The 20,312-nt window shown below is 73.1% G+C and carries 25 protein-coding genes; 14 read left to right on the forward strand and 11 right to left on the reverse strand.

Annotation, left to right across the window (positions count from 1 at the left end):
- The first annotated feature begins 5 nt into the window (after positions 1–5).
- Entirely contained in the window at positions 6–434 is a 429-nt protein-coding gene (rnhA, locus tag ACPPVS_RS04580; RefSeq protein ID WP_426595882.1) for a ribonuclease HI, read from the forward strand.
- Positions 435–469: 35 nt separating this feature from the next.
- Here rnhA and ACPPVS_RS04585 read toward each other — a convergent pair whose 3' ends face one another.
- A complete protein-coding gene (locus tag ACPPVS_RS04585) occupies positions 470–1,246 on the reverse strand; it encodes an MBL fold metallo-hydrolase (RefSeq protein WP_426594850.1) in 777 nt (258 codons plus the stop codon).
- A 137-nt stretch (positions 1,247–1,383) separates the two neighbouring features.
- Between ACPPVS_RS04585 and ACPPVS_RS04590 the strand changes: the two genes are divergently transcribed.
- Together ACPPVS_RS04590 and ACPPVS_RS04595 are read left to right on the forward strand one after the other, a co-directional pair.
- Positions 1,384–2,265 carry an oxygenase MpaB family protein gene (locus ACPPVS_RS04590; protein WP_426594851.1) on the forward strand — a complete coding sequence of 294 codons (882 nt, stop codon included), beginning with the start codon at positions 1,384–1,386 and terminating at the stop codon, positions 2,263–2,265.
- Positions 2,262–2,996 (forward strand): glutamine amidotransferase, encoded by a 735-nt coding sequence (locus ACPPVS_RS04595; RefSeq protein ID WP_426594852.1) that lies wholly within the window; start codon positions 2,262–2,264, stop codon positions 2,994–2,996. Before ACPPVS_RS04590 ends, ACPPVS_RS04595 begins: the two co-directional genes overlap by 4 nt.
- Positions 2,997–3,063: 67 nt before the next feature.
- On the opposite strand, the gene ACPPVS_RS04600 is transcribed toward ACPPVS_RS04595, so the two are convergent.
- Both ACPPVS_RS04600 and ACPPVS_RS04605 read right to left on the reverse strand, forming a co-directional pair.
- On the reverse strand, positions 3,064–3,330 hold the full coding sequence (locus ACPPVS_RS04600; protein WP_426594853.1) for a hypothetical protein: 267 nt from the start codon (positions 3,328–3,330) through the stop codon (positions 3,064–3,066).
- A 376-nt stretch (positions 3,331–3,706) separates the two neighbouring features.
- Entirely contained in the window at positions 3,707–4,585 is an 879-nt protein-coding gene (locus ACPPVS_RS04605; protein WP_426594854.1) for a 3-methyladenine DNA glycosylase, read from the reverse strand.
- 26 nt (positions 4,586–4,611) lie between these two features.
- Here ACPPVS_RS04605 and ACPPVS_RS04610 point away from each other — a divergent pair, with 26 nt between their 5' ends.
- The 3 genes from ACPPVS_RS04610 (at position 4,612) to ACPPVS_RS04620 (ending at position 6,995) form a co-directional block, all read left to right on the forward strand.
- On the forward strand, positions 4,612–4,998 hold the full coding sequence (locus tag ACPPVS_RS04610; RefSeq protein WP_426594855.1) for a DUF1304 domain-containing protein: 387 nt from the start codon (positions 4,612–4,614) through the stop codon (positions 4,996–4,998).
- A 76-nt stretch (positions 4,999–5,074) separates the two neighbouring features.
- Positions 5,075–5,626: an RNA polymerase sigma factor gene (locus ACPPVS_RS04615; protein WP_426594856.1), complete on the forward strand. Its 552-nt coding sequence runs from the start codon at positions 5,075–5,077 to the stop codon at positions 5,624–5,626.
- Positions 5,616–6,995: a hypothetical protein gene (locus ACPPVS_RS04620; protein WP_426594857.1), complete on the forward strand. Its 1,380-nt coding sequence runs from the start codon at positions 5,616–5,618 to the stop codon at positions 6,993–6,995. Before ACPPVS_RS04615 ends, ACPPVS_RS04620 begins: the two co-directional genes overlap by 11 nt.
- Here ACPPVS_RS04620 and ACPPVS_RS04625 read toward each other — a convergent pair.
- Positions 6,992–7,993, reverse strand: coding sequence for an acyltransferase family protein (locus tag ACPPVS_RS04625; protein ID WP_426594858.1), 1,002 nt, complete (start codon positions 7,991–7,993; stop codon positions 6,992–6,994). The genes ACPPVS_RS04620 and ACPPVS_RS04625 overlap by 4 nt on opposite strands.
- 92 nt (positions 7,994–8,085) lie before the next feature.
- Here ACPPVS_RS04625 and ACPPVS_RS04630 point away from each other — a divergent pair, with 92 nt between their 5' ends.
- From ACPPVS_RS04630 to ACPPVS_RS04655, 6 genes are all read left to right on the forward strand, one after another.
- The gene (locus ACPPVS_RS04630; protein ID WP_426594859.1) at positions 8,086–8,907 is read left to right on the forward strand and encodes a methyltransferase domain-containing protein; all 822 of its coding nucleotides are present in this window, start codon (positions 8,086–8,088) and stop codon (positions 8,905–8,907) included.
- Between the two features lie 83 nt (positions 8,908–8,990).
- Positions 8,991–9,776: a fumarylacetoacetate hydrolase family protein gene (locus ACPPVS_RS04635; protein ID WP_426594860.1), complete on the forward strand. Its 786-nt coding sequence runs from the start codon at positions 8,991–8,993 to the stop codon at positions 9,774–9,776.
- A gap of 37 nt (positions 9,777–9,813) precedes the next feature.
- On the forward strand, positions 9,814–11,328 hold the full coding sequence (gene gltX / locus ACPPVS_RS04640) for a glutamate--tRNA ligase (protein WP_426594861.1): 1,515 nt from the start codon (positions 9,814–9,816) through the stop codon (positions 11,326–11,328).
- Positions 11,328–12,233, forward strand: a complete 906-nt coding sequence (locus ACPPVS_RS04645) for a pseudouridine-5'-phosphate glycosidase (protein WP_426594862.1) — start codon at positions 11,328–11,330, stop codon at positions 12,231–12,233. Before gltX ends, ACPPVS_RS04645 begins: the two co-directional genes overlap by 1 nt.
- A complete protein-coding gene (locus ACPPVS_RS04650; protein ID WP_426594863.1) occupies positions 12,202–13,089 on the forward strand; it encodes a carbohydrate kinase family protein in 888 nt (295 codons plus the stop codon). The genes ACPPVS_RS04645 and ACPPVS_RS04650 overlap by 32 nt, the downstream gene beginning before the upstream one ends.
- A gap of 42 nt (positions 13,090–13,131) precedes the next feature.
- Positions 13,132–13,869 carry an HAD family hydrolase gene (locus ACPPVS_RS04655; RefSeq protein WP_426594864.1) on the forward strand — a complete coding sequence of 246 codons (738 nt, stop codon included), beginning with the start codon at positions 13,132–13,134 and terminating at the stop codon, positions 13,867–13,869.
- 70 nt (positions 13,870–13,939) lie between these two features.
- On the opposite strand, the gene ACPPVS_RS04660 is transcribed toward ACPPVS_RS04655, so the two are convergent.
- From ACPPVS_RS04660 to ACPPVS_RS04685, 6 genes are read right to left on the reverse strand one after another with little or no spacing between them, the layout of a single operon-like run.
- The gene (locus ACPPVS_RS04660) at positions 13,940–14,689 is read right to left on the reverse strand and encodes a class I SAM-dependent methyltransferase (protein ID WP_426594865.1); all 750 of its coding nucleotides are present in this window, start codon (positions 14,687–14,689) and stop codon (positions 13,940–13,942) included.
- A gap of 4 nt (positions 14,690–14,693) precedes the next feature.
- Positions 14,694–15,497, reverse strand: coding sequence for a histidinol-phosphatase (hisN, locus tag ACPPVS_RS04665; RefSeq protein ID WP_426594866.1), 804 nt, complete (start codon positions 15,495–15,497; stop codon positions 14,694–14,696).
- A 35-nt stretch (positions 15,498–15,532) separates the two neighbouring features.
- Complete coding sequence (gene rsgA / locus ACPPVS_RS04670) at positions 15,533–16,600, reverse strand: ribosome small subunit-dependent GTPase A (RefSeq protein WP_426594867.1); 1,068 nt, start codon at positions 16,598–16,600, stop codon at positions 15,533–15,535.
- Complete coding sequence (aroA, locus tag ACPPVS_RS04675) at positions 16,600–17,901, reverse strand: 3-phosphoshikimate 1-carboxyvinyltransferase (RefSeq protein ID WP_426594868.1); 1,302 nt, start codon at positions 17,899–17,901, stop codon at positions 16,600–16,602. The genes rsgA and aroA overlap by 1 nt, the downstream gene beginning before the upstream one ends.
- 10 nt (positions 17,902–17,911) lie before the next feature.
- A complete protein-coding gene (locus ACPPVS_RS04680) occupies positions 17,912–18,412 on the reverse strand; it encodes a DoxX family protein (RefSeq protein ID WP_426594869.1) in 501 nt (166 codons plus the stop codon).
- Between the two features lie 11 nt (positions 18,413–18,423).
- Positions 18,424–18,969, reverse strand: coding sequence for a ferritin (locus ACPPVS_RS04685; RefSeq protein ID WP_426594870.1), 546 nt, complete (start codon positions 18,967–18,969; stop codon positions 18,424–18,426).
- Between the two features lie 109 nt (positions 18,970–19,078).
- On the opposite strand from ACPPVS_RS04685, the gene ACPPVS_RS04690 reads away from it, so the two are divergent.
- Positions 19,079–19,849 (forward strand): sigma-70 family RNA polymerase sigma factor, encoded by a 771-nt coding sequence (locus ACPPVS_RS04690; protein WP_426594871.1) that lies wholly within the window; start codon positions 19,079–19,081, stop codon positions 19,847–19,849.
- Positions 19,849–20,151: a mycothiol system anti-sigma-R factor gene (gene rsrA, locus ACPPVS_RS04695; protein WP_426594872.1), complete on the forward strand. Its 303-nt coding sequence runs from the start codon at positions 19,849–19,851 to the stop codon at positions 20,149–20,151. The genes ACPPVS_RS04690 and rsrA overlap by 1 nt, the downstream gene beginning before the upstream one ends.
- Positions 20,152–20,207: 56 nt before the next feature.
- Here rsrA and ACPPVS_RS04700 read toward each other — a convergent pair whose 3' ends face one another.
- Positions 20,208–20,282 (reverse strand): 50S ribosomal protein bL37, encoded by a 75-nt coding sequence (locus tag ACPPVS_RS04700; protein ID WP_155859599.1) that lies wholly within the window; start codon positions 20,280–20,282, stop codon positions 20,208–20,210.
- Between the last annotated feature and the right edge of the window lie 30 nt (positions 20,283–20,312).

The raw sequence follows: 20,312 nt of genomic DNA on the forward strand, positions 1-20,312 counted from the left end.
TGGAGATGTGGACCGACGGCGCCTGCAAGGGCAACCCGGGTGTCGGCGGCTGGGGCGCGTGGATGCGCTACGGCGAGCACGAGCGCGAGCTGTTCGGCGGAGAGGCGCTGACCACGAACAACCGCATGGAGCTCACGGCGGTGATCGAGGGGATGCGCGCCCTGACCCGCCCGTGCGACGTCACCCTGCATGTCGACTCGCAGTACGTCATGAACGGCGTGACCTCGTGGCTGGTCGGGTGGAAGCGCAACGGGTGGCGGACCGGGGGCAACAAGCCGGTCAAGAACCAGGATCTGTGGCAGGCCCTCGACGCCGAGCTCGCCCGGCACAGCGTCCGGTGGGTGTGGGTCAAGGGGCACGCGGGGGACCCCGGCAACGAGCGGGCCGACGAGCTGGCCAACCGTGGGGTCGAGAAGGTGCGCGCCGAGACCTGAGGTCGGGCCCCTCCGACGAGCACGGACCGGTCTGGTCAGCCGACCTCGGTGGCCTCGCCCGGGGTGAGCCAGCGGACGTCGGCGCCGGTCGCAACCAGCGCGGGCTCGAACACGTCGCGGTTCTCGCGGAAGTGCGACCAGCCCTCGTAGTGGACCGGCACGACGACCCGCGGGCGAAGCAGGTCCACCACGGCGACGGCCTCGGTCGTGTCGAGCGTGAACCGCACCGGACCGGTGACGCCGAACGTGACCGCCCCGAGGTGGAGGACCGCGACGTCGACGTCCATGGCGTCGATCGCGTCGCGCAGTCCGTCGTACAGGACCGTGTCGCCCGAGATCCAGACCGCCGTCGCGTCCGACCCGTCGACCGTGATCGCGAAACCGATGACCTCCCCGACGATCTGGTGGATGAACGTCGGGCCGTGGCGGCCGGGCGTCGCGGTGATGGTGAGGGTCGGGCGACCGGGAGCCTGCAGGACCGTCGTCTCGCCCGCGAGCAGGCCGACCGTCCCGCCGCCGAGGCGCCTCGCACCCGAGGCCGTCGTCACGACGCGCCCCGCCGCTGGCAGGAACGCACGCCCCGCGTCGTCGAGGTTGTCGGCGTGCTGGTCGTGCGAGAGCAGCACGGCGTCGACCGTGCCCAGGTCGGCGGGCTGCAGCGCCGGACCCGTGACCTTGCGGGCGCGGGCGCCGTAGCCGAAGTGGTAGCGGCGGCCCGGTGCCTCGAACGTCGGGTCGGTCAGGAGACGCCAGCCGTCGAGCTCGATGAGCAGCGTCGGACCGCCAATGTGCGTGAGCGTGGGTGCGGGCATGGCCCAGTGTCCCGTACCCGCGGTGGGAAGCCAGGGGAGGGGCGGCGCCCCGCACCCGCGCGCCCGGGCCGACGGCGACCTAGCATCGAGCCTCGGAGCGGGTCGGCCGCTGCGACCCGTCGGCGAGAGGTGGACCTGTGGCAACCAGCCTCTCGAGCGTGCGGGACAAGGCCGGCACCCAGCTCTTCCTGCGTGTCGCGGGACCCGACGGCCTGGCTCAGCGCGACCGGATCCACCTCACGCCCGGTCCGCGCTGGTTCCTGCCGGGTTCACCGATCCGAACGGTCCACGGCGACGCGTCGATGTTCGTCGGCGGCATGCGCGCCCTGCTCCTGCAGTCCCTGCATCCGGCGGCCATGGCCGCGGTCGCCGCGCACTCCGGCTACAAGGGCGACCCGTGGGGTCGGCTGGCGCGGACCAGCACATTCCTGGCGGTCACCACGTTCGGCACGGCCGACGACGCGCAGGCGGCGATCGACCGGGTCCGATCGGTGCACGAGCGCATCAGCGGTGTCACGCCGGAGGGCGTGGCGTACGCGGCGGCCGATCCTGCGCTCCTGCGGTGGGTCCACGTCGCCGAGGTGGACAGCTTCCTGCGCGCCTACCGCCGGTATGGGCAGCGCCCGATCGACGCGGTCGACGCGGACCGGTACGTCGCCCAGGCCGCGCGCGTCGCGATCGCACTGGGCGCCGAGCGCGTGCCGACGTCCGTGACCGGCCTCGCCGTGGCGCTGCGCGAGTTCCGGCCCGTCCTGGGCCCGTCCGCGGCGGCCCGCGAGGCCGCCGAGTTCCTGCTGCACGAGCCCCCTGTTCCGTGGACCCTGCGGCCTGCGTATGTCTCTCTGGCCCGCGCGGCGGTCGCCTCACTGCCGATGTGGGCGTGCGAGCAGCTCGGTATCCGGCACCCCGGCGCCGTCGGGCGGGCGGGGGCCCGCGCGGCCGGTGGCACCGTGACCCGCCTGATCCGCTGGATGCTCGGCCCTGACGACGCGAGCCGGGTGGCGACGGGGGCCCGATGAAGCCGTTCCTGCTGCTCAGCTCGCGCGCCGAGGACCTCGCTGCGGACGGTGAGCACGCGGCGTTCCTGCGGTTCGCACGGCTGCGGTCCGACGAGCTCGAGCGTGTCCGGATGGAGGCCGCGCCGTTCCTGCCGGTGTCGCTGGAGCGGTACTCGGGCGTCATCGTCGGCGGCAGCCCGTACGACGCGAGCACGCCGGAGCAGGACAAGTCGTCCGCCCAGCGGCGGGTCGAGGCGGAGATGTCGACGCTGCTGGACGACATCGTCGACCGCGACTTCCCGTTCCTGGGAGCCTGCTACGGCGTCGGGACGCTCGGTCTCCACCAGGGCGCCGTGATCGACCGGACCTACGCCGAACCCATCAGCGCCGTGACCATCACGCTCACCGACGAGGGTCGGGCGGACCCGCTGCTCCACGGGCTCCCGTCGTCGTTCGACGCCTTCGTCGGGCACAAGGAGGCGTGCCGCGTGCTGCCGCCCCACGCCGTGCTCCTGGCGTCGTCGGCCACCTGCCCGGTGCAGATGTTCCGGGTGCGCGAGAACCTGTACGCCACGCAGTTCCACCCCGAGCTCGACCTCGAGGGGATCACGACGCGCATCGGCGTCTACCGCGACTACGGGTACTACCGGTCGAAGGAGTACGACGAGGTCGTCGCGAGGGTCCGCAGCGCGGTCGTGTCGGAGCCGGCCCGGATCCTCGAGGCGTTCGTCGCGCGCTACGGCGGGACGTGAGGGCCGTGCCACGCCTCGCGTGACGGGGTGAGCGTCGGCTCGGACGAGCAGGACCGGCCGTGTGACGTCAGCCGGCGACGGGGGCCACGTCCCACGACCAGCTGGTGAGCATCGACTCGACCGTGGCCGAGGTCACCGAGGTCTCGGCACCGTCGGCGTACATGAGGCCGACACCGACCACGACGCCGTCGTGGTCGGTGAACCACTCCCGAAGGGTCGTCGTGCCGAGGCGGGTGTCGATCCGGTACGCGTCGCCGAAGGCGCTGTGGACGAGCACCGGCCCGTCGACGATCGTCGCCCCTTCGACGACGGGATGGGCCAGGTGGTCCGCCACGACCGCCTCCGCCGACCTGCCTGCATCGGGCAGGCAGGTGACGAAGAGCGCCTGGAGCGGTTTGGCCGTCAGCCGGAACGTGCGGTTCGACGTGGCGTCGAGCGTGCCGGGATCCGAGATCGGGGCACGGAAGGAGTACGCCGGGCACCGGCCGACGGCGAGGGCCTGGACCGCGAACGGCAGGTTGACGCTCGCAGTGAGGGTCTGGACCGCAGGTCGTCGGGAAGGGTGGCGGCGCGGTGGTGGGCCCAGACGTCGGCGGTCGCGCCGCCCGCGAGGAACGCGACGGCGCCCACGAGGGTCGCGACGACATGACCGCGGCTGAACCTCACGACGTGCTCATCGACCGTTCGGCGGCCGAACTGAACTGTGCGGGTCAGACGAGCGCACAGACGCCGAGTAGTCGTTCTCGCAGCGCGTTGCCCCGTTCGGCGAAGCCCTTCTGCGCAGCGGCGTACGACGCTTTGCCCTCGGGTGTCTCGATGGCGACGGGCTCCAGCCCGTAGGACGACACGTCGTACGGCGAAGCCCGCATGTCGAGCGTCCGGATCTCCCTCGCGAGCTCGAAGCAGTCCAGCAGCAGGTCGCCGGGCACGAGCGGACCGAGCTTGGTGGCCCACTTGTAGACGTCCATGCCGGCGTGCAGGCAGCCGGGCTGCTCCAGCTCGACCTGGTTGGCACGGGTCGGTCGAAGGGCGTTGCGGTCGACCGCGTCGGGCGTGAAGAAGCGGTAGGCGTCGAAGTGGGTGCAGCGGATGTGGTGCGACTCGACGACCGCGTCCGTGCCGGCGGAGCCCAGGCGCAGCGGCAGCGGGTGCCGATGCTCGTCGTCGCGCTCGCGGTAGACCATCGCCCACTCGTGCAGGCCGAAGCAGCCGGTGAACGCGGGCCGGGACGCCGTCCGGCGCAGCAGGTCCGCGACGAAGCGCAGCGTGTCGCCGCGCTCGGCCACGTAGGCGTCGACGTCCAGCCGGACGGACCCGTCGGGCTCCGTGACGTACCAGCGCCACTCCGCGTGCGGTACAGGACCGGGCGCGAGCGCGACGCCGGCTCCCGGGTGCCAGCGGCGCAGGGCCGACGGTGAGACCGGGTAGTACTCGAACAGGAAGTCCTCGATCGCGTGCTTCTCGTGCCGCGACCGGCGCGCGCGACGACCGGCCGTGAAGGCGTCGGCGCGCGCGGCGTGCTCGTCGGCCAGCATCTGCCAGGTGGCCAGATCGAGCACGGCGCCCCGGCTCGGCGCACTGGTGGTCATGTCTCCAGGGTAGGCAGACTGGCCCGATGCTCATTGCCGCCTCGGTCTTCGCCGTGCTCGCCGCCCTGCTGCACGTGCTGTTCTTCGCGTACGAGTCGGTCCTGTTCGAGCGGCCCGACGTGCACGCGCGGTTCCGGACACCCGCGCTGGACGTGCCCGCCGTCAAGCCGTGGGCCTACAACCAGGGCTTCTACAACCTCTTCCTCGCGGTCGGCACGCTGGTGGGCGTGGTCGTCGCGCTCGCCGGCAGCGACGACGTCGGCCTGGCGCTCGTCCTGTTCGGCTGCGGCTCGATGCTCGGCGCCGCCGTGGTCCTGATCAGCGCGGACAGACGCATGGCCCGGGCCGCCGCGACGCAGGGATTCTTTCCGGCGCTCGCGGTGGTCTTCGCGATCCTCGCGCTCGTCGCGTAACTTCACCCGCACCAACCCCAACGTCGGACGGCCCGACTGTCGCTGTACGGGTGGAGGACCACAGACGGGGGGAGCGGTGACGACGTGGGAGGACCTGCTGGAGCAGGTCGCGCGTGAGCGCTACGGACGCCTCGTCGCGCACGCGACCCTGGTGTCCGCGTCGCCGGCCGACGCGCAGGACCTGGTGCAGGAGTCGTTGATCGCCGCGTTCTCGAGCCGGGCACGGTTCGGGTCGGTCGAGCAGGCCGAGGCCTACGTCCGGCGAGCGATCGCCTCGCGGGCCGTCGATGCGGGTCGGCGCCGCACGCGTGAGGCGCGTCTGCTGGCGCGCGCGGCGGCGCAAGCGCCGATGGCGACCGCGGAGGTCGATCTGCTGCCGGGCGCGGACGTGGTGCGGGCGCTCGCGACCCTGAGCCCCCGGGAGCGTGCTTGCGTGGTGCTGCGCCAGATGGAGGATCTGTCTGTGACGGAGACGTCGGCCGTGCTCGGGCTCAGCGAGGGCGCCGTGAAGCGGTACACGTCAGACGGGCTCGCCCGCCTGAACGCCGTCCTGGGAAGCACTGCGCCCCCGGTGGAGCGGATCTCGGTGCGGACGCTCGGCTCGACGGAGGTGCGCCATGAGCGATGAGCTGCACGCCCTGCTGAGCCAGGCGTCGAGCCAGATCGAAGGCGCCGCGCCCGCCCTGGAGCGCGGCCGCCTGCAGTGGGTGCGGGCGGCAGTCCGTCGGCGCCGGATCGTCCGCCGCACGGCCGAGTCCGTGGCGGGCGTCGGCGTCGTCGGCGTGATCGGCGTGGGCCTGTGGATCGGGGTGAACCACGGGACCCCGGAGCCGGTGGTGCCGGTGGTGACGCCGACCGTCGCGCCGAGCGTCACGCCGACGGCGGCACCCAGCAGCACACCGGCGCCCACCTCCGTCGGACCACCGACGCGGGCCGCGTCGATCGACGACGAGACGGTGATCGCGCGGCTGTCCAAGCCCCGCACGGGCGAGGTGTGGCAGACGCCGGTGCCTGCCCCCGAGGTGAAGGACGTCCTGGTCGGGTCGGGCTCGGCCGACACCGCGTTCCTCGTGGGACAGCGGGCGGGGACCCCGATCTACATCACCGTGGGACTGCAGGAGGGGCCCGGGCCCGCCACGGTCACCGGCCTCTACGAGATCGACACCGCCGGCGTGCGGCTGATCGCGTGCCCCAGCGCGCGCACCACCGATCCGTGCGCGCCGCCGAGCACCGCGACCGCTGCCGGCGTCGTCCGTGACGAGGCCACGTTCTACGACACCTACACGCTGCCGCGCTCGATCGACCTCGGCGGAGGCTACGCGGTCACGACGACGTCCACCACGAGCTGGACGTACTTCCCGGACTACCTCTACGGCGATGCGGGGGCACTCTCGGGAGGCGAACCGCCCGTGCTGCGAACGGTGCGGACGATGGGCGCGATGTCGCTCGTGACCGAGGAGCTGGAGTCCTACGGACCGGAGGTGACGAGCTTCCGGTACGCGCTCACGACGCCGTTCGGTTCGACGGTGGCGCTTGCGGCCGAGGACGCGCCGGGCGGTGACTTCGGGTCGATCGTCTGGCGCCACGGGGATGAACCCGTGCCGGCTTACGACGGCGCGGGGGATACGCGCGGTACCCGCTCCAGCGTGTCTCCGGGCGCACCCGCGTGCCTCAACGCCACTCTCTCGCGCGACGTCCACCATGTCGCCGCGCAGTGGCGGCAGGCGGGCGAGACGGCCCAGGGCCAGCCCGTCTTCGTACCGGTCGAGGGCGGCAACCCGCTGTCCCTGACAGTTCGCGGGTGGCAGGAGAGCCACTCCTGGGGCTATCCGGTGCAAGGCGAGGACCTCGTCATCGGCGCCGCCGCCGGATACCCGTACCTGACCGACGAGGCGTTCCTCGCGGCCCGGGCTCTGTATGCGCTCCAGGGCCCGACGGGGGAGTGGTTGCTGGCGTTGCGCTCGGATGCGGAGTCCGTCATCTGGGAGTGCGCCTAGCCGACGGGTGCGTCCGCTGCCCTCGTCGACACCTCGTGCATGACCTGCTCCAGCGGTCCGCGCCCGAGGAACCTCGCCCAGGTCCAGCACGCGACCACGGTCACGCCGAGGAACGCGAGCCAGCCGAGCACGGTCGGGTCGTAGACGACGGAGTCGCCGACGATCGCGATCACGACGATGTGCACCGTGTACGCGGTCAGGGCCAGGGCGCCTACGGCGGCCAGCGGGGCAACCCCCCGGGGCCAGCGCTCGCCCGCGGCCAGGGACGCCGCGATGACCAGGAACGCGACGCCGGTGTTGCCGACCACCTCGAAGGTGCTCGACGAGTGTGGCGCGCTCGTGGTGAGGTCTGTCGGCCACGTGCTCACGTGGCCCGCGAGCCAGGCGCCTCCATGCCCGATCACGACGAGCCCGGCGCCGAGCAGGACGCCCGCCCGTCGCAGCGGGCGGGACCGCAGGTCGCAGCGGCCGACCGCCAACCCGGTGAGCAGGTACGACATCCAGATCAGGGCCGGGTACTCGGGCCCGACGAACAGGCCGAGCGGCGTGTTCTGGTCGGGCGCGTCGGGCGCGATCCACCGGGCGAGCGGCGGACCGAGGACCGCGAACGCCACCGCTGCCACCACGAGCGCTCGGCGCGACCAGCCGAGCGTGGCGCTCCCCGCGACGAACAGGACGGCGTAGGTCGGCAGGATCACGATCACCGGCGTGCCCAGCGCAACGAGGAGCACACCGAGCACGAGCACGAGCAGCGCCCGGACCACCACCCGCGCGCGCGCCCGCGTCATCGCGGGGCCGGCCACGGGACGCGCACCGCCCGACAGGAGCGCGAGCGAGACGCCCGCCAGCACGACGAACAGAGCCGAGGGGCGCCCGTCGGCGAGCTGGGAGAAGCCACCCGGAGGCACCGGGCCGTGGTCGTCCGGTCCGACGTGCGCGGTCATCATCCCGAGCACGGCGAGGCCCCGTGCCACGTCGATGCCCACGATCCGCCGCATCCGTGGATGGTAGGGCAGGCGCGAATCTCGTATGTCGAAACGTTTTGTTCCGGTTGTTGAAATCGGACCCGCCCAGATGGTTAGAGTTCGATGTGAACTCTCCGGCACACCCCGACGTCTACACCCACGGACATCACGAGTCCGTCCTGCGGTCGCACCGCTGGCGCACCGCGGAGAACTCCGCCGCGTACCTGCTCCCGGCGCTCGTGCCCGGGGTGCGCCTGCTCGACGTCGGCTGCGGCCCGGGCTCCGTGACGATCGACCTGGCCGCCCGTCTGGGCGCCGGTTCTGCGGTCGGGGTGGACACGTCGTCCACCGTGATCGAGATCGCGCAGAAGGCCGCGGCGGACGCGGGCGCCGCGAACGTGAGCTTCCAGGTGGCCGACGCCTACGAGCTCCCCTTCGAGGACGACGCGTTCGACGTCGTGCACGCGCACCAGGTCCTGCAGCACCTCACCGACCCCATCGCCGCGCTGCAGGAGATGCGACGCGTCACGCGTCCCGGCGGCCTGGTCGCGGTCCGCGACGCCGACTACGCGGGCATGACCTGGTACCCGCCGTCGGCCGGGCTCGACGACTGGCTCGCGCTCTATCACGAGGTCACGCAGGCCAACGGCGCGGAGGCCAACGCCGGGCGTCGGCTGCTGGCCTGGGTCCGCGAGGCCGGGTTCGACCCGGCCGGCATCGTGCCCAGCGCCGGTGTCTGGTGCTACGCCACCCCGGAGGACCGCACCTGGTGGGCCGGGCTGTGGGCCGACCGGTCCGTCGCCTCGAACTTCGCGGCGCAGGCCATCGCGCACGGCCTTGCCGACGAGGTCGGCCTGGAGCTGCTCGCCGACGCCTGGCGCGAGTGGGGCGAGCAGCCCGAGGGCTGGTTCGCCGTGCTGCACGGCGAGGTGCTCGCGCGCGCCTGAGGTCGGTCTCGTCAGCTCGCGCGACGGGCGTCCCGCCCCGGGCGGGGAATCTTGGGCGTCCCGGCGTCCGACTATCCTGAGGCGTGCGCATCGCGAGGTTCACCACCGGGGGAGACCCCCGCTACGCCCTGGTCGACGGTCCCGCCGGTTCCGAGGAGCTCGTGGTCATCACGGGCGACCCGCTCTACACGCCGGTGCAGCCCACCGGCGAGCAGATCCGGCTGGACGACGACAGCGTCCGTCTCCTCGCACCGGTCATCCCGCGGTCGAAGATCGTCGGCGTGGGGCGCAACTACGCCGAGCACGCTGCCGAGCTGGGCAACGAGGTCCCGGCCGCGCCGCTGCTCTTCCTCAAGCCCAACACGTCCGTGATCGGTCCCGACGACCCCATCGTCCTGCCCGACTGGACCGAGCACGTCGAGCACGAGGCCGAGCTGGCCATCGTCATCGGCAAGGTCACCAAGGACGTGACCGCCGACCGTGCGCTCGACCATGTGTTCGGCTTCACGGTCGCCAACGACGTCACGGCCCGGGACGTCCAGCGCGCCGACAGCCAGTGGACCCGTGGCAAGGGCTTCGACGGCTCGTGCCCGATCGGCCCGTGGATCGTGCCCGGCCTCGACGTCGACGACCTGTACGTCCGCGCCCGGGTCAACGGTGAGCTCAAGCAGGACGGCCGCACGTCGCAGATGATCTTCGACGCGGCCTACCTCGTCGCGTACGTCTCCGAGGTGTTCACGCTGCTCCCCGGCGACCTCATCCTCACCGGCACCCCGGCCGGCGTGAGCCCGATCGTCGACCGCGACATCGTCGAGGTCGAGGTCGAGGAGATCGGGACGCTGCGCAACCCCGTGCTGCGCCGGCACTGAGTCTGGGTGCCCACGGCTGAGCACTAATCTGGAGCCCGTGACCTCCACCGCTCCCGCCGGCTCCACCGTGCGCGTCCGCTTCTGCCCGTCGCCCACCGGGACGCCGCACGTCGGCCTGATCCGCACGGCGCTGTTCAACTGGGCGTACGCACGCCACACCGGGGGCACGTTCGTCTTCCGCATCGAGGACACGGACGCGGCGCGCGACTCGCAGGAGTCGTACGAGCAGCTGCTCGACGCGCTGCGCTGGCTGGGCCTGGACTGGAACGAGGGCGTCGAGGTGGGCGGCCCGCACGAGCCCTACCGGCAGTCGCAGCGCTCCGACCTGTACACGGACGTCGTGCGCCGGCTGGTCGAGGGCGGGTACGCGTACGAGTCGTTCTCCACGCCCGAGGAGATCGAGGCACGCCATCGGGCGGCCGGCCGCGACCCGAAGCTCGGCTACGACGGCGCCGACCGCGACCTCACCGACGAGGAGAAGACGTTCTTCCGGGCGGAGGGGCGCGAGCCCACCCTGCGCCTGCGGATGCCGGACGACGACATCACGTTCACCGACCTGGTGCGCGGCGAGATCACGTTCCAGCCCGGCTCGGTGCCGGACTTCGTCATCGTGCGCGCCAACGGTCAGCCGCTGTACACGCTGGTCAACCCGGTGGACGACGCCCTGATGGGCATCACGCACGTGCTGCGCGGCGAGGACCTGCTGAGCTCGACCCCCCGCCAGATCGCGCTCTACCGCGCCCTGCTGGAGCTGGGCGTGGCCACCGTCATGCCCACGTTCGGCCACCTGCCGTCCGTGCTGGGCGACGGCAACAAGAAGCTGTCCAAGCGCGATCCCGAGTCGAACCTGTTCCACTACCGCGACCGCGGCTTCACGCCCGAGGGCCTGCTCAACTACCTCGCGCTGCTGGGCTGGTCGATCGGCCCCGACCGCGACATCTTCACGATGGCCGAGATGACGGGCGCGTTCGACGTCGTCGACGTGAACCCCAACCCGGCGCGCTTCGACCAGAAGAAGGCCGAGGCCATCAACTCGTCCCACATCCGCCTGCTGGAGCCCGACGACTTCAGGAACCGCCTGGTGCCCTACCTGCACCGCGCGGGCCTTGTCCCGGCCGACTCCTACGCGGACCTGTCGGTCGAGCACCGTGCGCTCCTGGACGCGGGCGCACCGCTCATCCAGGAGCGCATCACGCTGCTCGGCGAGGTCGAGGGCATGCTCGGCTTCCTGTTCGTCGCCGACGACGCCCTCGAGATCGCCGACGACGCGCGCGGCGCCCTGCGCGACGAGACGCCGGCCGTGCTCGACGCCTCCCTCGCCGCGCTCACGGCGCTGCCCGAGGACGGCTTCACCACCGAGGCCACGCAGGCCGCGCTGCAGGCGGCCCTGGTCGACGAGGCCGGGCTCGCCCTCAAGCCCCGCCTCGCGTTCACGCCGCTGCGCGTGGCCCTGAGCGGTCGGCGGATCTCGCCGCCGCTGTTCGAGTCCATGGAGATCTTGGGCCGGACCGCCACGCTGGCGCGCCTGACGGCCCTGCGCGAGGCAGTCTGATGGCGACGATCCGGGTGTCGGACGAGGTCACGGAGGCGATCCGCGACGGGCGGCCCGTCCTCGCGCTCGAGTCGACGATCTTCACGCACGGCCTGCCCCGGCCACGCAACCTCGACGTCGCCCTGGAGGCCGAGGAGGGTCTGCGCGCGCAGGGTGTGGTCCCCGCGACCATCGGCGTCTACCGGGGCGTCCCGACGGTCGGGCTCAGCACCCCGGAGATCTCCGACCTGGCCTACACGGACGGCATCGACAAGGTCTCCTTGCGCGACCTGCCCGTGGCGATCGCGCTCGGGCTGCACGGCGGGACGACGGTCGCCGCCACGGCGTTCCTCGCCCACCACGCGGGGATCCGCGTCTTCTCGACCGGCGGCCTCGGCGGCGTGCACCACGGCGCGGCGGAGACGTTCGACGAGTCTGCCGACATGACGACGCTCGCCGCCACGCCGGTCCTGGTGATCAGCGCGGGCGTGAAGTCCATCCTCGACGTGGCGGCCACGCTCGAGCGGTTCGAGACGCTCAACATCCCCGTGCTCGGCTTCGGCACCACCCGCTACCCGGGCTTCTACGTCTCCGACTCCGGCCACCGGATCGTCTACTCCGTGGACACCCCCGAGCAGGTGGCGGCGGTGATCGAGGCGCGCGACGCGCTGGGCCTGCCGCAGGCGATCCTGCTGGCTAACCCCGTCGCGGAGGACAAGCAGCTGCCGCCGGCGGAGCTCGACGCGATCCTCGAGCGCGCCTGGGCGCAGGCCGCGGCGGAGGGCGTCACGGGCAACGCGACCACGCCGTTCCTGCTCGACTTCATCCAGCGCGACACCGGCGGCCGCAGCCTGGAGGTCAACGTCGAGGTGTACCGGGGCAACGTGGCGCTCGGTGGCCGCGTCGCCACGGCTCTCGCGGGCTGAGGACGTGGTCCTCGGCGTCACCGGCGACCTCGTCGAGGACGTCGTCGTCTGGCTCGCCGAGCCTCTGCGGCACGGCACCGACGCCCGCGCCCGGGTGTTCCGGACGCCCGGCGGCAGCGGCGCCAACGTCGCGCGGTTCGCGGCGGGCCTGGTGCCGACGAGGTTCCTCGGCTGTGTCGGGCCGGACGCGCCGGGCGACGCGTTGGTCGCCCAGCTCGCGGCGGCCGGTGTCGACGTGCGCGTGCAGCGGGCCGGCCGGACCGGCACGGTCGTCCTGCTGATCGACGAGACCGGCGAGCGCACGATGTTCCCCGACCGCGCGGCGTCGGCGCTGCTCGACGACATCCCGCTGGCGTGGCTCGACGGGCTCGACCTGCTGCACGTGCCCGCGTACTCCTTCGAGGGCGGCCCGACCGCCGCCACCGTCCAGACCGCCGTCCGGCAGGCCCGGCAGCGGGGGATCCTCGTCTCGGTCGACGCGTCCTCGACGGGGATGCTCACGCACTACGGCGTCGACGCGTTCCGCGCCCTGCTCGCCGACCTGGCCCCCGACCTGCTCCTCGCGAACGCCGCCGAGGCCGCGCTCCTGGGCCCGGCCGTGTCGCCACGCACGACGATCGTCGTCAAGGCCGGCGCCGATCCCACGGTCGTGCACCTGCCGGACGGGTCGAGCGTGGAGGTCCCCGTGCCGCCGGTGGCCGACGTCCGGGACCTCACCGGCGCCGGCGACGCGTTCGCCGCGGGCTTCCTCGCGTCGTTCGTCGTCCGCCGCGACCTCGAGAGCGCGTGCGTCGCCGGCCACGCCAGCGCGGCCCGCGTCCTGACGTCGCCCGGTGCGACCACCGACGGTCCGTGATCGGCTGGACGGCCGGTTGATCCCTCGAAGTAACCTCACGCGGTGAGCCCCCGACCTATCGACGGCGTCCTGTTCGACATCGACGACACCCTGGTGGACACCCGGGGAGCCTTCAGCACCGCGTTGGCGACGATCGCGCGCCAGTACCTGCCGGACGTGCCGCCGGACCGGGACACCGAGATCCTGACCTTCTGGCGCGCGGACGCGAACGACCACTTCGGCCGCTACACCCGCGGCGAGGTCAGCGTGCGGGAGCAGCGGATGTCCCGGGCCAACGAGCTGCACGCCCAGTTCGGCGGACCCGCCCTCGACGACGACGGCTTCACGGCGTGGGACGCGGTGTTCGACACGACCTTCCGGTCCGCCTGGTCGGCCCACGACGACGTCGCCACCGCGCTGGCACGGATCCTCGACGCCGGGCTGCACGTGGGTGCGCTCACCAACGCGGCGTCCGCCTACCAGAGCGACAAGCTCGAACGCACCGGCCTCGCCGACCGCGTCCCGCTGCTCGTCTCCGTCGACACCCTCGGCTTCGGCAAGCCCGACCCCCGCGTCTTCGCCGAGGCCTGCCGCCTGCTGGGCACCGAGCCCGGCCGCACGGTCTACGTCGGCGACGAGCTCGACGTGGACGCCGCGGCTGCCCGTCGCGCGGGCCTGCTCGGCGTCTGGCTGGACCGGCCGGGCGCCCGCCGACTGCCGGTGACCGAGGCCCAGATCGGGGCCGCTGGGGTGCTCGTCGTCTCGTCGCTCGACGACCTGCCGGACGCCCTGGGGCTCTAGCCGAGGGCCGACCGTCCCCGTTCTTTCGCCGAGACCACCCTGACCGGTTGTGGTGGGCCGCGGGCCTGCACTACTGCAGGTGGGCCCGGTAGCACTCCGTGCGGTACGGGACGTCGATCACGTCGCGGCCGCGCAGGTCGGGGTGGGTCCCGACGAGCTCGTCGATCTCGTCGAGCAGCGCCTCGCGCTCGTCGTCGGGAAGCAGCAGCAGATGGCTGCGGCTGGCGGCCAGCACGCGCAGGTCGGTGGCCCGCAGGCGGTCCGTCCAGTGGAAGGTGGCGTGCTCGGGCTGGGTGAAGACGTCGCCGAGCTCCGGCTCGTCGTACCGGAGCGTCCCGCCGAGGGTGTCGCCGCGGTGCACGATCTCGGTCCAGCGGGCCACCCAGTCGACCGACTCGTCGCGGATGTTCCAGACCGGCGCCACGCGGCCCCCGGGCCGCAGCACGCGGGCGATCTCGCGCGCTGCGGCGGGCGCGTCCACCCAGTGCCACGCCTGCGCCACGGTCACGGCGTCGACGGACGCGTCGGGCAGGTCCATCCGCTCGGCGGTGCCGGGACGGGCGTCGACCGAGGGCAGCAAGGCCGTCAGCTCGGCACGCATCGCGTCCGACGGCTCGACGGCGACGACGCGGAACCCGAACGCGACCAGCCGCTCGGTGAGCTTGCCGGTCCCGGCGGCGAGGTCGAGGACGTCCCGGGCGTCGGCGGGCACGGACCAGCGCACGACCTCGTCGGGGTAGCTGGGACGCGTGGCGCGGTACCCGGCCGCGCCGGTCTGGAAGGACGCCGCGCGGGCGGCCCGGTCGTCGGTGCTGCTCATGCGGTCAAGCCTGCGGCAGCGGGTCCAGCACGTCGAGCGCGGCCCTGTGCAGGCGGCCGTTGGACACCAGCGCGGACCCGCCGAACGGGCCCGGGACGCCGCGGATCGACGTGAACGTGCCGCCCGCCTCGGTGACGATGGGCACGAGCGCGGCCATGTCGTGCAGCGCGAGCTCCGGCTCCGCGGACAGGTCGACCGCGCCCTCCGCGACCAGCACGTGCGACCAGAAGTCGCCGTAGGCCCGGGTGCGCCAGGTGCGCCGGGTCAGGTCGAGGAACGGGTCGAGGAGCCCGTGCTCCTCCCACCCCGACAGGCTCGAGTACGAGAGCGACGCGTCGGAGAGGCGGTCCACGTTCGAGACCTGCAGGCGGGTGGCCGCGGCGAGCGACTTGCCGGTCCACGCGCCGGACCCGACGGCCGCCCACCAGCGACGACCGAGCGCGGGTGCACTGACCAGGCCGAGGACCACCTGGTCTCCGTCGAGGAGCCCGATCAGGGTGGCCCAGACGGGCACGCCGCGGACGAAGTTCTTGGTGCCGTCGATCGGGTCGACCACCCACCGTCGCGGCCCGTGGCCGGTGTCGCCCATCTCCTCGCCGTGCACCGCGTCGCGCGGCCGCGCCCGGGACAGCTGACCGCGGATGACCTCCTCGGCCGTCTTGTCGGCGTCGGACACGGGCGTGAGGTCGGGTTTGGTCTCCACGTGCAGGTCGAGGGCCTTGAACCGCGCCATGGTGATCGAGTCCACCTGGTCGGCGATGACGTGGGCGAGGCGCAGGTCGTCGTCGTACCCGGGACGAATGCTCATGGCTGCCACGCTAGCGTGCTGGTCAGACGCGCACGTCAGGGGCGCGCGGTCTCCCGCTGCTCGGGTTCGCCGGTGCCCAGGCGGCTCGCCAGCAGGCGCCGGAACGACTCGACGCGCGCCGCGCGGGCGGCCTGCGTGCCCTCGTCGGGGGAGTCCCGCACCCAGTCGTCGAGCGCGCAGTCGGGCGCGTCGTCCGCGTGGGTGCACCCGCGCGGGCAGTCCTCCGCGACGGCGGCGAGGTCCGCGAACGCCCCGAGCAGGTGCTGCGGGTCGACGTGCGCGAGCCCGAACGACCGCACGCCCGGGGTGTCGATGACCCACGTGGGCTCGCGGGTGCCGGGCACCCGCAGCGCGACCGCGGAGCTGGAGGTGTGGCGCCCGCGGCCGGTCACGTCGTTGACCACGCCGACCGCGCGGCCGGTGCCCGGGACCAGCGCGTTGACCAGCGTCGACTTGCCCACCCCGGAGTGGCCGACGAGCACCGACGTCCGCCCGTCCAGAGCCTCGCGGATGGCGTCGAGCCCCTCGATCACACGCTCGTCGCCACGGCTGCTCACCACGACGTGCACGCCGATCGGCGCGTACATGTCGACGAGCGTCGCGGGGTCGGCCAGGTCGGCCTTCGTGAGCGCCAGCAGGGCGTCCATCCGGGCGTCGTAGGCGGCGGCGACGCAGCGGTCGATCATGCGGGTGCGCGGCTCGGGGTCGGCCAGCGCGGTCACGATCACCAGCTGGTCGGCGTTGGCGACGATGATCCGCTCCACCGGGTCGGTGTCGTCGGCAGTTCGGCGCAGGACCGTCCTGCGCTCCTGGATGCGCACGATCCGCGACAGCGAGCCCTCGTCGCCGGAGGTGTCGCCGACGATGTCGACGCGGTCGCCGGGCACCACGCGGTCGCGACCGAGCTCGCGGGCCTTCATGGCGATCGCGACGCGCTCGTCGGGCCCGTCGGGGTCGACGAGGATGGCGTACCGACCACGGTCCACGGCTGTGACCAGCGCGGACTCGGCGTCGGCGTGCTCGGGACGCTGCTTGGTGCGGGGGCGCGAGCCTCGACCGGGACGGATGCGGACGTCCCGCTCGTCGTAGCGCCGTTGAGCCATCAGGCCGGCGCCCGGGTCCCCAGCAGCATGTCCGACCAGAGCCCGACGAAGTCGGGCAGCGTCTTGGCCGTCGTCGCGACGTCCTCGACCTCGATGCCCGCCACGCGCAGCCCGATCAGGGCGCCCGCGGTGGCCATCCGGTGGTCCTCGTACGTCCGCCAGACGGCTCCGGTCAGCGGGCGCGGCGTGATGACCAGGCCGTCGGACGTCTGCTCGGCCTGCCCGCCGACGCGCGTGATCTCCGCCGCCAGGGCCGCGAGCCGGTCGGTCTCGTGGCCGCGCAGGTGGGCGATGCCGCGCAGCCGGGTGGGGGAGTCGGCCAGGGCGGCGAGCGCGGCGATCGTCGGGGCGATCTCGCCCGCGGCGTGCAGGTCCAGGTCGACGCCGCGGACGGTGCCGGTCCCGGTGACGGTGAGCACGTCACCGTCCAGGACGGTGCGCGCCCCCATCCGCTCGAGGATGCCTGGGAGCAGCCCGCCGGGCTGCGTCGTGTGCGACGGCCAGCCCGGCACGCTCACCGACCCGCCGGCCACCATCGCCGCGCACAGGAACGGCGCCGCGTTGGACAGGTCCGGCTCGACGCGCACGTCCCGGCCGGCGATCGGGCCCGGCGCCACCTGCCAGATGGTGGGCCGCGAGTCGTCGACCTCCACGCCGGCCTCCCGCAGCAGCGCCACGGTCATCTCGATGTGGGGGAGGCTGGGCAGCGTCCGACCCGTGTGCCGCAGCGTGAGGCCGCGCTCGAACCGGGCCGCCGCGAGCAGCAGGCCGGAGACGAACTGGCTGGACTCGGAGGCGTCGATGTCGACCTGCCCGCCGGTGATCGCTCCGTGCCCGTGCACGGTGAACGGCAGGTGGCCCGGCTCGCCGTGCTCCTCGATGCGCACACCCAGGGTCCGCAGCGCGGTCAGGACGGGACCCATCGGGCGGGCCAGGGCCGAGGTGTCGCCGTCGAACCGCACGGGTCCGTCGGCGAGGGCGGCCACCGCCGGCAGGAACCGCATGACCGTGCCGGCCAGGCCGCAGTGGATCGTCGTCCCGCCGCTCAGCGCACCGGGCGTGACCGACCAGTCGCTGCCGTCCTCGTGCACGACCGTGCCCAGCGCACCCAGCGCGGCGGCCATCAGGCGCGTGTCCCGCGACCGCAGTGCCCCGCGCAGGCGGCCGGGCGCGTCGCCGAGGGCGGCGAGCACGAGGTAGCGGTTGGTCAGCGACTTCGAGCCGGGGACCTCGACGACCGCGTCGAGAGGTCCCGCCGTGACCGGCGCCGACCAGAGGTCGACGGGGGGTGCGGATGTCATGGCACCCAGGTTAGTGGGCCTCCGACCGCTCCAGGCGCGCCTTCTGCACCCGCCAGGCCAGGCCCGGGCGGCCCTCGTGGTCGGCGGCCGCGAGCACGGCGCCGGCGGTGAACGCCAGCGCGCGGACGAACCGCTCACGGCGCGCCTGGCGTTCGAGCTTGCTCTCGGTGCCCTTCCTGCGGGGCAGGTTCACCAGCACCAGGGGAGCGGTCAGGACGGCCAGCGCGAACGCCGCCGTCCGGGGGAGCTTGTTGAGCGAGAGCAGGATCCCGGCGCCGGCGAGCGCCGCGCCGTGCACCTGGACGACGGTGGCCAGCTGACGGTCGGACAGCTCGTAGCCGATCACCTCGCCTGCGGGCCCCTGCCGGACCTGCGCAGGCAGCCGGCCGAGCAGGGTGGTCAGTGCGCCCTGGGCCTGCGCGGCGTGCGACGACGGATGGCGGACGACGTCGAGCCCCTCGGCGACGAACCACGAGGCGAACAGGGGGCGGGCAACGCGGCGAAGCAGCACGGGTGGTCTCCTCACAGGGCCCCGCCCGCAGCGGTCGGTGCGTCGGCGGACACGCCACCGTCACCGACCTGCTCGCGGGCGACGTAGTTCTCCAGGTCGAACAGGTTGTCGCCCGCACGCGTGGCGACCGTCAGCAGCGTCGTCGCCGAGGCGACCTCCTCCACCTGCTCCTTGAGGAACCAGAGCAGGAACTGCTCGCCCAGCGCGTCGTTCTCGGCGCGGGCGGCCCGGAAGATCGCCTCGATCTGCGCGGTCACCTGCTGCTCCTGGGCCAGGGCCAGGGCGATCGGGTCCGTGACCTTGGCGAAGTCGTTGCGCACCGGGCTCCCGGCGGGGATCTCGACGGCGAGGTCCCGGTCCAGCAGGTAGCGCACGATCATCAGCGCGTGGTTGCGCTCCTCGAGGGCCTGCCGGTAGTAGTGCGCTGCCAGCTGCGGCAGGTCCTGCCCGTCGAACCAGACCGCGATCGCGACGTACTGCTGGTGGGCGTCGAACTCGTGACCGATCTGCTCGCGGAGCAGCCGCAGGTAGGTGGAGTCGTCCGAGATGGTCGTCATGCCGCCACGCTAGTGCCGGACCCGTGCGAAGGCGAAGCCTGCGGGCCGGTGGGGCCGCAGGTGGGACGGGGTGGGGAATGGCACGCAGGCCTGCACCGTTGTGCCTCCCATGAGCTGCGCCACCCTCGAGACGCGACCCACGACGTCCGCCCCGACCGGTTGGGCGTCGAGCGTCCCCGCAGACCCCAAGGATCGCCCTGTGGCGTGGCCCACGCCGGTCGGTGTCCGCGGCGTCGCGGGACTAGGCTCGACCGCGATGAGCGAGGACACCCACCGCGCCCCCGAGGCCGAGGACGACGCGGCCCGCACCGAGCGGTTCGAGGCAGAGGCACTGGTCTACCTGGACCAGCTGTACGGCGCTGCCCTGCGCATGACGCGCAACCCCGCGGACGCCGAGGACCTGGTGCAGGAGACGTTCGCCAAGGCGTTCGCCGCGTTCCACCAGTACCGCCCGGGCACCAACCTCAAGGCGTGGCTGTACCGGATCCTCACCAACACGTACATCAACTCCTACCGCAAGAAGCAGCGCGAGCCGCAGCAGTCCCGGTCGGAGGAGATCGAGGACTGGCAGCTCGCCCGCGCCGAGTCGCACACGTCGGCGGGCCTGCGCTCCGCCGAGGCCGAGGCGCTCGACCACCTGCCCGACTCCGACGTGAAGGACGCGCTGCAGCGCATCCCGGAGGAGTTCCGCATCGCCGTGTACCTGGCCGACGTCGAGGGCTTCGCGTACAAGGAGATCGCCGAGATCATGGGGACGCCGATCGGGACGGTCATGTCCCGTCTGCACCGCGGGCGAGCCCAGCTCCGCGAGATGTTGTCGGACTATGCGCGTGGGCGGGGCCTCGTCGCCGCGGCCCCCACCACGCCGGAGGTGCCGTGATGAACGAGTGGGACGAGTCGGTCACGCTGCCGGCCGCGCTGCAGGCCGGGTCGTGCGGGAACAACTGCACCGACGCGCTGGACCGGTTGTGGGAGTACCTGGACGCCGAGCTCGAGGCGCCCGACACCGAGGTCGTGCGGGCTCACCTGGCCGAGTGCCAGGGCTGCCTGGACGAGTACGACGTCGAGGTCGTCGTGAAGAACCTGGTGCGTCGTGGCTGCCAGGAGGTCGCTCCGGACACGTTGCGCGTACGGATCCACGAGCAGCTGACGATCATGCGGGTCACGACGACCCTGGACTGAGCCCTTGCGGGCACAAAGAAGGCCCGGTGCTCGTGCACCGGGCCTCATCTGTACCGTCAGGCGTTGGGACGGTTGCCGTGGTTCGCGGCGCTGCCCTTGCGGGAACGGCGCTTGCGGCCTCGCTTGCTCATGGGATCTCCTCGGATATCGACGCTGCTGGC

The organism is Cellulomonas sp. McL0617 (assembly GCF_049994875.1).
GTDB lineage: Bacteria > Actinomycetota > Actinomycetes > Actinomycetales > Cellulomonadaceae > Cellulomonas.

Bases quoted from the DNA above. Each gene is read 5' to 3' on its own strand.
- ACPPVS_RS04660 (WP_426594865.1), bottom strand. From the start codon at position 14,689: ATGAGCAGCACCGACGACCGGGCCGCCCGCGCGGCGTCCTTCCAGACC.
- aroA (WP_426594868.1), bottom strand. From the start codon at position 17,901: ATGACATCCGCACCCCCCGTCGACCTCTGGTCGGCGCCGGTCACGGCG.
- rsgA (WP_426594867.1), bottom strand. From the start codon at position 16,600: ATGGCTCAACGGCGCTACGACGAGCGGGACGTCCGCATCCGTCCCGGT.
- ACPPVS_RS04625 (WP_426594858.1), bottom strand. From the start codon at position 7,993: ATGCGGCGGATCGTGGGCATCGACGTGGCACGGGGCCTCGCCGTGCTC.
- rnhA (WP_426595882.1), top strand. From the start codon at position 6: ATGTGGACCGACGGCGCCTGCAAGGGCAACCCGGGTGTCGGCGGCTGG.
- hisN (WP_426594866.1), bottom strand. From the start codon at position 15,497: ATGAGCATTCGTCCCGGGTACGACGACGACCTGCGCCTCGCCCACGTC.
- ACPPVS_RS04690 (WP_426594871.1), top strand. From the start codon at position 19,079: ATGAGCTGCGCCACCCTCGAGACGCGACCCACGACGTCCGCCCCGACC.
- ACPPVS_RS04620 (WP_426594857.1), top strand. From the start codon at position 5,616: ATGAGCGATGAGCTGCACGCCCTGCTGAGCCAGGCGTCGAGCCAGATC.
- ACPPVS_RS04685 (WP_426594870.1), bottom strand. From the start codon at position 18,969: ATGACGACCATCTCGGACGACTCCACCTACCTGCGGCTGCTCCGCGAG.
- ACPPVS_RS04585 (WP_426594850.1), bottom strand. From the start codon at position 1,246: ATGCCCGCACCCACGCTCACGCACATTGGCGGTCCGACGCTGCTCATC.
- ACPPVS_RS04610 (WP_426594855.1), top strand. From the start codon at position 4,612: ATGCTCATTGCCGCCTCGGTCTTCGCCGTGCTCGCCGCCCTGCTGCAC.
- ACPPVS_RS04645 (WP_426594862.1), top strand. From the start codon at position 11,328: ATGGCGACGATCCGGGTGTCGGACGAGGTCACGGAGGCGATCCGCGAC.
- rsrA (WP_426594872.1), top strand. From the start codon at position 19,849: ATGAACGAGTGGGACGAGTCGGTCACGCTGCCGGCCGCGCTGCAGGCC.
- ACPPVS_RS04595 (WP_426594852.1), top strand. From the start codon at position 2,262: ATGAAGCCGTTCCTGCTGCTCAGCTCGCGCGCCGAGGACCTCGCTGCG.
- ACPPVS_RS04605 (WP_426594854.1), bottom strand. From the start codon at position 4,585: ATGACCACCAGTGCGCCGAGCCGGGGCGCCGTGCTCGATCTGGCCACC.